Below are 11,319 nucleotides of genomic sequence, written 5' to 3'. Positions count from 1 at the left end.
CCCCAACCCCCCACCCCCCTCCCCTGTACTGCCGTACCCCGTGGTGCACGCCCCCCCGCCGCCCCCCCCCCCCGCCGGCGGGGGCGCCCCGGCGGGGCGGAGCTCCCGGCGTGCGTGCGCCGGGAGCTCCGCGGTGGCTCAGTAGGAGCCGGTCTGGACGTCGTCCGAGTTGTAGCCGTTGGACGCCGAGGCGGCGCCCGTTGCGTAGGACGAGACGCCCGCGTCGTTCAGCATGGTGGTGTAGCAGGAGTACTGCCCCATGGAGGAGTTCCACGACAGGCTGCCGCAGTAGTTCCACTCGTAGTCCGAGGTGCGCGTGACCGTGGCGTGGCCATAGGGACCCGTGGACCGCACACGGCCCCAGACGGTGCGGCAGGCGGTGCTGTAGCGCAGCTCGATCGTGCCGACCTGGGTGCTGCCGACGTAGATCGCGCTCGACTTCGCGGTGATCGCGGTGTTCGCGCAACCGCTTGAGATCGGGTCCTGGCCGTCGTACGCGGCGGCGCTGGCGTTCCCGGACAGACCCAGGGCGAGGGCGATCGAGGCGGTCGTCACCGCAACGGCCTTCTTGGAGATGGAAATCCTCATGGGTCGGGGTCGCCTTCCATAGCGTTACTGCGATTTGACGCGTCATCATACGTACGCATGGCCGATTTCCAGATCCGCATCAGTGCGCCATATCTGGACAACGTGGCGAGATTTCGCCTGTGAGGTACGTCACTTGCAGCGGTCGGCGTCACCCGCCGATCTCCGCACGCCGAACCCTCCTCCCCCGAGCAGTGCCGCCGTACGATGATCGGATGAGAACTCCCCGGCAGGCAGCCCGCATTGTCGTCCTCTCCCCCACCGGTTCGGTGTTCCTCTTCCGTGAGAACAACATCGAGGTCGGCATTCACTGGCTGCCGCCCGGCGGCGGGATCGATCCCGGGGAGACTCCGCAGGAGTGCGTGCGGCGGGAGTTGCGGGAGGAGACCGGGTGGACCGACCTCGAGCCGCAGCGGCTGCTGTGCACCTGGGAGCACGACTTCACCCACCAGGGGATCCCCGTCCGCCAGCACGAGCACATCTACGTCACCACGGGCCCCCGCCGCGATCCCGTCCCCGAGTCCCCCGACGCCCACTGGCGCTGGCTGTCGCAGCAGGCGCTGGCCTCGCTCGGTGAGCCGCTGTGGCCGCCGCGGCTCGCGGACCTGCTGGCGGACACGCCGGCCGAGCCGGTCCACCTCGGGCTCGTGATCTGACGGAAAACGCCGCGCGACACCGGGCCAACGCGGGCGGGAACCGCGCTACTTGACGCCCAAGGGCCGCCGTCCCGCAATCCCCGGCGGGCGCGCGACGCCGGCTACGGCACCTCTCCGCGCTGTCGGATCGCCCGAATACGCCCGGCCTGAGGACGGCCCTCCGCCTTGCGATGCACCGCACCTGACGCCGCGCGCTGATCCGCCGGGGAGTACGGGACAGCCCTTAGAGTCCTGGCATCGGCAGCGAGCGAGGGAGCTTCCATGCTGCGAGGTCTGACCACCGTCAGTTTCTGGGCCGCCGATCTGGACGCGGCCAAGGCCTGGTACACCGAACTCCTCGGCACCGGACCGTACTTCGAGCGGCCGGGCTACGCCGAGTTCCGGCTCGGCGACTACCAGCACGAGCTCGGGCTGATCGACCGCCGCCACGCGCCCGCCGGCGCGCCCGCCGAGCCGGGCGGGGCCGTCGCGTACTGGCACGTCGACGACGTGGAAGCGACGCTCGAGAAGCTGCTGTCCATGGGCGCGAAGCAGTACCAGCCGCCCACGGAGCGCGGAACGGGCTTCGTCACCGCCTCGGTGGTCGACCCGTTCGGCAACATCCTGGGCTTCATGTACAACGCGCACTACCTGGACGTGCTGGGCGAGCGCCCCTGAGGCCACGTCAGCCCCGTCAGCCGTCCCGCCGCCCCGGCCGGAGCGCCGGCTCACCGGGCCGCGGCGCTCGCCTTCGCGTACAGCGTCGCCGCGTACTCGCCCAGGATCGTGCTCGTCGAGACGTCGTCCGTGTCGCCGCCCGTCAGAACGCCGATGATCTTGCCGTCGCGGGCGAGCCAGGCGCTGCCGCTCGTGCCGCCCGGGAAGTCCGCGCAGTCGAAGCGCTGCTGCGTCGGGGTCTCGCGGATCGCCGACGCCGTGCACGTGCGCGGGACCTTGCGGTCGGCCGGGTAGCCGGTGACGGTGATCTCCTCGCCCGAGCGGCCCGTGGTGTCCAGGGTTGCGGCGCCCGTGACGTCTTCGATGTTGCGGCCGGCGGCGTCCGGGGCGAGGCGGGCGAAGGCGAGGTCGTAGTCGTCGTCCGAACCGTCGGACCAGCGGGGGTCCTCGAAGACCTCCTCGATCGTCCAGGCGCCGTACGGGGCCCCGCCGTTCGCGTACGCGGGTGCGAAGGACGCCCCCCCGTCGCCGGTCTTCCCGGAGAGCAGGCAGTGCCCTGCGGTGGCGATCAGGTTCTTCCCCGGGCTGTGCACCACGGTGGCGGTACAGAAGTGATCGCCCTGCACGCCGCCCTCGAACAGGGCCCCGGTGAAGGCCGCGGGGCTGCCCGGCCGGGGCGTTCCCGAGGTGCTCAGCTGCGGCTGCTTCGCCGATTGCGATTGCGAAGACGGGCTCGGCGAGGGCTTCGCCGGGGCCGCCGCCTTGGCGTGCACCTCCGGCCGGCCCTCCGCGGCCGGCACCACCTTCGTCATGGCGGCGGACGCGCCCAGCGCCGCCACCGCGCACAACACCCCGGTCACCACGGTCCGCTTGTCCACCGCCACCGCCCCTCCAACTTTGCTCCGGCGAAGCATGCCCTGATGTTCAGGTTCGCCGCAAGGGGCGACCCGGCCAGATCCGGCCCGCCCGCCGCCGAGCCCACTGTCCGCGCTCGTGCGGCGTCGCCGGGACGTGCCGCAGTGGCCGACCGCCGCGGAGGCCGAGGACAACCGGGTGGCGGTCGGCTCCGTCACCTGACCACCCCGCCCCACCGGGCAGGTACTACGCCCCCGCCCCCGGCCAGAGGCCCTCCGAGGTCAGGCCGAGGAGGTCGATCGCGTTGCCGCGGACGATGCGGTCCACCACGGCGGGGTCGAGGTGGCCCATCTGGGCTTCGCCGACCTCACGGGACTTGGGCCAGGTGGAGTCGGAGTGCGGGTAGTCCGTCTCGTAGAGGACGTTGGCAACCCCGATCGAGTCGAGGTTCTTCAGCCCGAAGGGGTCGTCGAAGAAGCACCCGAAGACGTGCTCCGCGAAGAGCTCCGACGGCGGGCGGTGGACCTTGTCGGCGACGCCGCCCCAGGCTCGGTTCTCCTCCCAGACCACGTTCGCGCGTTCCAGGATGTACGGGATCCAGCCGATCTGGCCCTCCGCGTACATGATCCTCAGGTTGGGGAAGCGCTCGAACTTGCCGCTCATCAGCCAGTCGACCATCGAGAAGCAGCAGTTGGCGAAGGTGATGGTGGAGCCGACCGCGGGCGGGGCGTCCGCCGAGGTGGACGGCATCCTCGACGAGGAGCCGATGTGCATGGCGATGACCGTCCCGGTCTCGTTGCACGCCTCGAGGAAGGGGTCCCACTCGTCGGTGTGGATGGAGGGCAGCCCCAGGTGCGGGGGTATCTCGGAGAAGGCGACCGCGCGCACGCCCCGCGCCGCGTTGCGGCGGACCTCGGCGGCGGCCAGCCGGGCGTCCCACAGCGGGATGAGGGTGAGCGGGATGAGCCGGCCCCGCGCCTCGGGGCCGCACCACTCCTCCACCATCCAGTCGTTGTACGCCCGTACGCCGAGCAGCCCGAGCTCGCGGTCCTTGGCCTCGGTGAAGGTCTGGCCGCAGAAGCGGGGGAAGGTCGGGAAGCAGAGCGCCGACTGGACGTGGTTGACGTCCATGTCCGCGAGGCGGTCGGGGACCGAGAAGGATCCCGGGCGCATCTGCTCGTACGTGATCACCTCCAGCCTGATCTCGTCGCGGTCGTAGCCGACGGCGGTGTCGAGCCGGGTGAGGGGACGGTGCAGGTCCTCGTAGACCCACCAGTCGCCGATCGGACCGTCGTCGCCCTTGGCGCCCATCACGGGGGCGAACCTGCCGCCGAGGAAGGTCATTTCCTTCAAGGGGGCGCGGACGATCCGGGGGCCGGTGTCCTGGTACTTGGACGGGAGCCGGTCCCGCCAGACGTGGGGAGGCTCAACCGTGTGGTCGTCCACCGAGATGATCTTCGGGAAGGTCTCCATGGTTCCCACGGTAGCGTCAATCTGACGAACCGTCAGCTAGTTGGGCGGCGATTGGGAAGGGATCGGTCCGACACGGGCTGACGGGTAAGCGCAACACAGGGCAGACTGGCCCTTACACCGACGGAAGGCAGGGGGGACGACAGATGGACGGCATACCGGCCATCCCGCACCAGCGGAACCACCCCGAGGCAGCCCGGCGCCATTTCGCTGCCGCGCCGGACACCACGGCCGGACCCCCTCCCGGCAGCCCCGCCGCCACACCGGACACCATGGACACCGTGGACGCCAAGGCCGGCACCCCGGACCCCGCCGTCGGCGCTCCCGCCGACGCCCTGGCCGGGGCGCGGACCGACGCCCCGGCGGTTCCCGCCGCCGACACCCCCGCCGTCGAGGAGGCCTTGAACACCACCGCTTCCGGGCCCCGGACGCCGGACACCGCCCCCGCAGCCGCAGCCGAGGCCGAGGCCGCAGCCGAGGCAGACGCCGGTCCGGCCGCCGCAGGCACCCGCTTCGCCGTCCTCGGGCCGATCCGCGCCTGGCGCGGCAGCGAGGCCCTCCCCTCCGGCACCCCCCAGCAGCGCGCCCTGCTCGCCGCGCTCCTCCTGCGCGGCGGCCGTACCGCCACCGCGCCCGAGCTGATCGACGCCATCTGGGGCGAGGATCCGCCGCAGCAGGCCCTCGCCACCATCCGTACGTACGCCTCCCGGCTGCGCAAGGTCCTCGCGCCCGGCATGCTCGTCACCGAGTCCGGCGGCTACGCCATCCACACCCCCACCGGCGCCCTCGACCTCGGCATCGCCCGCAGCCTCGCCGCCGATGCCGATCAGGCCCGCACCGGAGGCGACCGCACCCTCGCCCGTACGCTGCTCACCCGCGCCCTCGACCTGTGGGACGGCGAGCCGCTCGCCGGGGTCCCCGGCCCGCACGCCGAGACCGAGCGCACCCGGCTCGCCGAGTGGCACCTCCAGCTGCTGGAGACCCGCCTCGACCTCGACCTCGAGCTCGGCCACCACGCCGAGGCCGTCTCCGAGCTCACCGCCCTCACCGCCGCCCACCCGCTGCGCGAGCGGCTGCGCGAACTCCTCATGCTCGCCCTGTACCGCAGCGGCCGGCAGGCCGAAGCGCTCGCCGTGTACGCCGACACCCGCCGCCTCCTCGCCGACGAACTCGGCGTCGACCCCCGCCCCGAACTCTCCGCGCTCCAGCAGCGCATCCTGCGGGCAGACGCCGAACTCGCCCGTGCCGAAGACCCGGCCCCGGCCGCCGCGCCCGTACCCGTAAGGCCCGCTCAATTGCCCGCCACCGTCGCCGACTTCACCGGTCGCGCCACCTTCGTCAACGAGCTCGGCGAGATCCTGTCCGGCGTCGGGGGCCAGGTCATGGCCGTCTCCGCGCTCGCCGGCATCGGCGGCGTCGGCAAGACCACCCTCGCCGTGCACGTCGCGCACGCCGCCCGCCCGCACTTCCCCGACGGCCAGCTCTACGTCGACCTCCAGGGCACCGAGCCGCGGCCCGCCGAGCCCGTCGCCGTCCTCGGCTCCTTCCTGCGCGCCCTCGGCACCCCCGACACGGCCATCCCGGACACCGCCGCCGAACGGGCCGCGCTCTACCGTTCCACGCTCGACGGCCGCCGGGTCCTGGTCCTCCTCGACAACGCCCGCGACGCCGCCCAGGTCCGCCCGCTGCTGCCGGGCACCGCGGGCTGCGCCGCCCTGGTCACCAGCCGGGTCCGCATGGCGGGCCTCGCCGGGGCCCATCTCGTCGACCTCGACGTGATGAGCCCCGAGGAGGCCCTCCAGCTGTTCACCCGGATCGTGGGCGCGGAGCGCGTCGGCGCCGAACGCCAGGCCGCCCTCGACGTGGTCGGCGCCTGCGGCTTCCTGCCGCTCGCCATCCGCATCGCCGCCTCCCGGCTCGCCGCCCGCCGCACCTGGACCGTCTCCGTCCTCGCCGCGAAGCTCGCCGACGGGCGCCGCCGCCTCGACGAGCTCCAGGCCGGCGACCTCGCCGTCAAAGCCACCTTCGAGCTGGGCTACGGCCAGCTCGAGCCCGCCCAGCAGCGCGCGTTCCGCCTCCTCGGCCTCGCCGACGGGCCCGACATCTCCCTGGCCGCGGCAGCCGCCGTACTCGACCGGCCCGAGCACGACACCGAGGACCTCCTCGAGGCTTTAGTGGACTGCTCCCTCCTCGAATCGGCCGCGCCCGGCCGCTACCGCTTCCACGACCTCGTACGCCTCTACGCGCGTGCCTGCGCGGAACGCGACGAGCAGCCGCCGAGCGGGCGGGACGCCGCCCTGGACCGGCTGCTGGACTTCTACCTCGCCACCGCCTCCGCGGTGTACGCGGTGGAGCGCCCCGGCGACCGGCTCCCCGCACACCTGTCCGCCACCCACTACCCCGGACTGCGCTTCGCCGAGCCGCGGGCCGCACTGGACTGGCTCTACGCCGAGGCGGACCCGCTGCTGGCCTGCGTGCGGCAGGCCTCCGTACGCCGGACCGGGCAGGCCGATGTGCTGCGCCGGGCCGTGGACCTGCTGTGGGCCGCCAAGGACCTCGCCGAGTCGGGGGCGAACTCCAAGCAGTACGAGTCCGCGGCCGTGGCCCTGCGCGACGCCGCGCACGCCGCGAAGGACCCGCACGCGGAGGGCCGGGCCCGGACCACCCTCACCAACGTCCATCTGGTCGCGGGCCGGTTCGACGAGGCCGACGACGAGGCCCGGCAGGCGACGGTCCTGGCCCGTGAGGCCGGCGACCCGCTGCCCAGCTGCTGGGCGCCCAACGACCGCGGGATCATCGCCCTCTACCAGGGCCGGCACGCCGACGGCGAGCGGTACCTGCTGGAGGCCATCGAGAACTTCCGCGCCGACGGCAACCACATCGGCGAGGCCAGCGCGCTGTGCAACCTCTCCCGGATCCACGTCGAACTGGGCCGGATGACCAGCGCCATCGACCTCGCCGAGCAGGGCATCGCCATATACGACCGGATGGGCCTGACCCTGCGCCTGGCCAACGGCCGCTACGCGCTGGGCATCGCCCTCACCCAGGCCGGGCGGCTCGGCGAGGCGCAGGCGCAGCTCACCGAGGCGCTCTCGCTCTTCCACGACAACCGGCAGCCGCTGTGGGAGGGCGTGACGCACTACCGGCTCGCCGAGGCCCACCTGGCGGCGCACCGGCCCACGCTGGCCGCCGCACATGCCGAGCAGGCCATCGCGCTGCGCGGGATCGGCGGGGAGTGGCGCCGGGCGACCGTGCTGACGGTGCTGGGCAAGGCGCTGCGCAGGCTCGGGCAGCGGGACCGGGCGCGGGTGTGCTGGCGGGATGCCGAGGTCGTCTTCCAGCAGCTGAAATCGGCGGAACTGGCCGAGGTGCAAGCCCTGCTGGCTTCGGAGATAGCGGCCTGAGCTGTGCCGATCGGCGGTTGAACGAGGCATTCATCGTTCGTTTATCGCCGCCCGCCACCATGGGTACATCGACTCACCGCGTCGGGGGGCGCGAGAGTCGGCTGGAGGACCACCCGTTCGGCGGTCCGCGGGGGAATCGCCGAACGGGCCCGACCCATCCATCAGGAGAACCGATGACGACGAACGAGAACATCCTGCCGAACGACGGCGACATCAGGCCGATGGACAACCACGCGTCCGGCATCGAGATCAAGCCGCTCGACAACGCGGGGAGCACGGGCGTCGACATCACGCCGATGGACAACCACGCCTCCGGCATCGAGATCAAACCGCTCGACAACCACGCTTCGGACGAGGAGATCGTGACGCTGGACAACCACGCGTCCGGCCCGCGTCCGTAAGACGTCCCACGGGGGATACGGGGGACAGTCCCACGGGGGATATGGGGGGGGACCGGGACCAACGGGGGATACGGGGGGACCGGGACCAACGGGGGGGGACCACGGGGGACACGGGGGAACCCAACGGGGGTCACGGGGGACCAACGGGGGAGCACAACAAGGACGGCGGCCGCGGTGGCCCGGAGGGGGAGCCACCGCGGCCGCCGTCGCATGTCCGTGTTCGACGGACGCGAGCGGCCCGGCGTCCCGTCACTAGGCTGGGCCTGTGTTCACCTCAAAGGGACCGACCGTCCGCGAGCTCGCCGTGCAGGCCCTCTCGTCCGTCGAGCGCGGGTACGACCTGCTCTCGCCCAAGTTCGACCAGACCCCCTTCCGCACCCCCGACCGCATGCTCGACGCCGTCGAGGAGACGCTCGCCCAGCTCGAGGGGTCCTTCGGGGACGGGCTGGACGTGTGCTGCGGGACCGGCGCGGGGCTGGGGATGCTGCGGCGGCTGTGCCGGGACCGGGTGACCGGGGTGGACCTGAGCGCGGGCATGCTGGCCGAGGCCGCGCGGGCGCACCCCGGCGAGCGCATCGGCCTCGTACGGGCCGACGCGCGGGCGCTGCCGCCCGAGCTGGCCGGCTCGTACGACCTGGCCGTCAGCTTCGGGGCCTTCGGGCACTTCCTCCAGGCCGAGCGGCCCGCCCTCTTCTCCGGCGTGCACGCCGCCCTGCGCCCGGGCGGCGTCTTCGCCTTCCCGATCGGGGCGCCGATCCCGCCGACCTCTCCCGTGTGGTGGGCCGTGGCCGGTTTCGACGCCGCGATGCGGGTGCGGAACGCCGTGTGGCGGCCGCCGTTCGTCATGTACTACCGGACCTTCCCGCTGGGCGGCGTCCGCGCCGATCTGCAGGCGGCCGGTTTCACGGTGGAGACCGTCCCGCTGGAGCACTTCGGCCGCCGGGACGACGGAACCCCGCGCTGGCGGCTGCTCCTGGCCCGGAAACCCGGCTAGAGCGCCGGTACGGAAGCATGCTGCCGAGTAGGCTGACTCAGCACCGACTGGAGGACACCATGGCGGCCGAGCTCCCCGAATGGATGCTCCCGCCCCGCCCGAGCGGCTGGGAAGCGGACGACCTCGACAACTGGCCCCAGGCACCCCGGCACACCGAGCTCATCGACGGAGCGCTGATCTTCATGGTGTCCCCGCAGCGGAACTGGCACTCCCGGCTCGTGGAGAACCTGACCTTCAGCCTGCGGCAGGCCGCGCCCGAGGGCATCGAGATCGCACGGGAGATGACCATCCGCCTCGACAAGAGGAGCCGCCCCGAACCGGACGTTCTGGCTGCGACGGTCGCCTACGACCCCGACCGCACCCGCTACCTCCCGGACGAGGTCGCCCTGGTGATCGAAGTGGTGTCCGAGGAGTCGGCAGACCGCGATCGCTCCATCAAGCCGTTCAAGTACGCCCAGGCCGGGATTCCCCACTTCTGGCGGGTCGAGGACGAGGAGGGCGAGCCCACCGTGCACGTCTACGAGCTGGACACGGTCACCCGGTCGTACGTCCCGACCGGGATCCATCGTGACCGGCTCAAGGTGACGGTCCCGTTCCCCGTGGACATCGACCTGGGCGCCCTCACCCCTTGACCGGGCGGGAGCGGAGTTCGCGTTTGAGGACCTTTCCGCTCGCGTTGCGCGGCAGTTCGGCGACGAACTCGACGCTCCGCGGGACCTTGTAGTTGGCCATCTCCCGCCGGGACCAGGCGATCAGGTCGTCGGCGGTGAGGGTGGAGCCGGGGCGGCGCACCGCGTACGCCTTGCCGACCTCGCCGAGGCGCGGGTCGGGGACGCCGACGACGGCGACGTCGGCGAGGTCCGGGTGCAGGCCGAGGAGTTGCTCGATCTCGGCGGGGTAGGCGTTGAACCCGCCGACGATGAACATGTCCTTGATCCGGTCGGTGATGCGCAGGTTGCCGTCGGTGTCGAGGACCCCGACGTCGCCGGTGCGCAGCCAGCCCTCGGGGGTGACGGCCGCGGCGGTCTCGGCCGGGTCCTCGAAGTAGCCCTGCATGACGTGGTGGCCGCGGACCCACACCTCGCCCGCCGTGCCGGCGATCTGGGCGTAGCCGTGCCGGTCGGCGATCTTCACCTGCGTGCCCGGGATGGCCCGTCCCGAGGTCGATGCGATGACCTCGGCCGGGTCGCCGCGGCGGCACATCGTGACGATGCCGCTGGCCTCGGAGAGCCCGTACGCGGTGAGCACGGTGGATATGTGCAGTTCGCCGCGCAGCCGCTCGACGAGCTGGAGCGGGACGACGGCGGCGCCGGTGACGACCAGGCGGAGGGCGGACAGGTCGTGGTGGTCGCGCTGGGGGTGGTCGAGGAGGGACTGGTGGAGGGTGGGCGGGCCGGGGAGTACGGAGATCCGCTCGGCGGCGATGTTGGCGAGGACGGTGTCCACGTTGAAGACGGGCTGCGGGACCATCGTGGCCCCGCGCATCAGGCAGGCGATGATGCCGGCCTTGTAGCCGAAGGTGTGGAAGAAGGGGTTCACGATCAGGTAGCGGTCGCCCTCGCGCAGTCCGGCGAGCTCGCTCCACACGTCGTAGCAGCGCAGGGACTGGGCGTGGGTGATGACGGCGCCCTTGGGGCTGCCGGTGGTGCCGGAGGTGAAGATGATGTCGGAGGGCGCCTCGGGGCGGATCGACTGGGCGCGCTCGCGCACGGTCCCGGCGCTGACGCCGTCCCCTCCGGCCAGGAAGTCCTTCCAGGTGCGGAAGTCGTGCGGGGCGTCCTCGGCGAGGACGACGACCTGTTCGAGGTGCGGCAGCCCGGGCAGCGGGCCCCGGCCCTCCCCTTCGGCGGCGGCCCGGCGCAGGGAGGCGACGTACGAGGTGCCGAGGAAGGTTCCCGTGACGAACAGGAGCCTGGCCCGGCTGCGCCGCAGGACGTACGCCGCTTCCGAGCCCTTGAAACGGGTGTTGAGGGGGACGAGTACGGCGCCCGCCGAGACGGCGCCGAGCGCGGAGACGATCCACTCCAGGGTGTTGGGGGCCCAGACGGCGACCCGGTCCCCCGGCTCGGCCCCGGCGGCGATGACGGCGGCCGCGGCGCGTTCGACGCGCTCGCCGAGCTGCGCGTAGCTGATGCGGACGCGCCCGTCGACGACGGCCTCGCGGTCGGCGTACTGCCCGGCCGCCGCGTGCACCAGTCCCGCGATGCTGCCCCAGCGCAGATCACCCCGCGCGTCTTCGCTCATCGCACTCCCCTCCCGGTAGCTGACTATCCGTCAGATTAGCTGTAGCCTTCGCG

General features: G+C 72.6%; 10 protein-coding genes. 6 read left to right on the top strand and 4 right to left on the bottom strand.

Translation table 11 applies throughout. The features are described from left to right. Positions 1-138: 138 nt before the first annotated feature. Positions 139-588: a DUF2690 domain-containing protein gene (locus AB0I68_RS17595; protein WP_363178203.1), complete on the bottom strand. Its 450-nt coding sequence runs from the start codon at positions 586-588 to the stop codon at positions 139-141. Positions 589-800: 212 nt separating this feature from the next. On the opposite strand from AB0I68_RS17595, the gene AB0I68_RS17590 reads away from it, so the two are divergent. Then, positions 801-1,241 carry an NUDIX domain-containing protein gene (locus AB0I68_RS17590; RefSeq protein WP_363178202.1) on the top strand — a complete coding sequence of 147 codons (441 nt, stop codon included), beginning with the start codon at positions 801-803 and terminating at the stop codon, positions 1,239-1,241. 261 nt (positions 1,242-1,502) lie between these two features. Beyond that, positions 1,503-1,898 (top strand): VOC family protein, encoded by a 396-nt coding sequence (locus AB0I68_RS17585; RefSeq protein ID WP_363178201.1) that lies wholly within the window; start codon positions 1,503-1,505, stop codon positions 1,896-1,898. 50 nt (positions 1,899-1,948) lie between these two features. Here the strand turns inward: AB0I68_RS17585 and AB0I68_RS17580 are convergent, their stop codons facing one another. Together AB0I68_RS17580 and AB0I68_RS17575 are read right to left on the bottom strand one after the other, a co-directional pair. Then, positions 1,949-2,776 (bottom strand): trypsin-like serine protease, encoded by an 828-nt coding sequence (locus AB0I68_RS17580; protein ID WP_363178200.1) that lies wholly within the window; start codon positions 2,774-2,776, stop codon positions 1,949-1,951. A gap of 223 nt (positions 2,777-2,999) precedes the next feature. Beyond that, positions 3,000-4,226, bottom strand: a complete 1,227-nt coding sequence (locus AB0I68_RS17575) for an amidohydrolase family protein (protein WP_363178199.1) — start codon at positions 4,224-4,226, stop codon at positions 3,000-3,002. Positions 4,227-4,369: 143 nt separating this feature from the next. Between AB0I68_RS17575 and AB0I68_RS17570 the strand changes: the two genes are divergently transcribed. From AB0I68_RS17570 to AB0I68_RS17555, 4 genes are all read left to right on the top strand, one after another. Continuing rightward, entirely contained in the window at positions 4,370-7,627 is a 3,258-nt protein-coding gene (locus AB0I68_RS17570; protein WP_363178198.1) for a BTAD domain-containing putative transcriptional regulator, read from the top strand. 173 nt (positions 7,628-7,800) lie between these two features. Continuing rightward, the gene (locus AB0I68_RS17565; protein WP_363178197.1) at positions 7,801-8,028 is read left to right on the top strand and encodes a hypothetical protein; all 228 of its coding nucleotides are present in this window, start codon (positions 7,801-7,803) and stop codon (positions 8,026-8,028) included. 265 nt (positions 8,029-8,293) lie between these two features. Beyond that, positions 8,294-9,022: a methyltransferase domain-containing protein gene (locus AB0I68_RS17560; RefSeq protein WP_363178196.1), complete on the top strand. Its 729-nt coding sequence runs from the start codon at positions 8,294-8,296 to the stop codon at positions 9,020-9,022. A gap of 17 nt (positions 9,023-9,039) precedes the next feature. After that, positions 9,040-9,654, top strand: coding sequence for a Uma2 family endonuclease (locus AB0I68_RS17555; RefSeq protein WP_363178195.1), 615 nt, complete (start codon positions 9,040-9,042; stop codon positions 9,652-9,654). Here AB0I68_RS17555 and AB0I68_RS17550 read toward each other — a convergent pair. After that, positions 9,644-11,266: a FadD3 family acyl-CoA ligase gene (locus AB0I68_RS17550; protein WP_363178194.1), complete on the bottom strand. Its 1,623-nt coding sequence runs from the start codon at positions 11,264-11,266 to the stop codon at positions 9,644-9,646. The genes AB0I68_RS17555 and AB0I68_RS17550 overlap by 11 nt on opposite strands. Positions 11,267-11,319: the final 53 nt, after the last annotated feature.

The sequence above is a fragment of the Streptomyces sp. NPDC050448 genome (genome assembly GCF_040655295.1).
In the GTDB taxonomy this organism is placed as follows: Bacteria; Actinomycetota; Actinomycetes; order Streptomycetales; family Streptomycetaceae; genus Streptomyces.
This window is presented reverse-complemented; position numbering and strand designations above follow the sequence as displayed.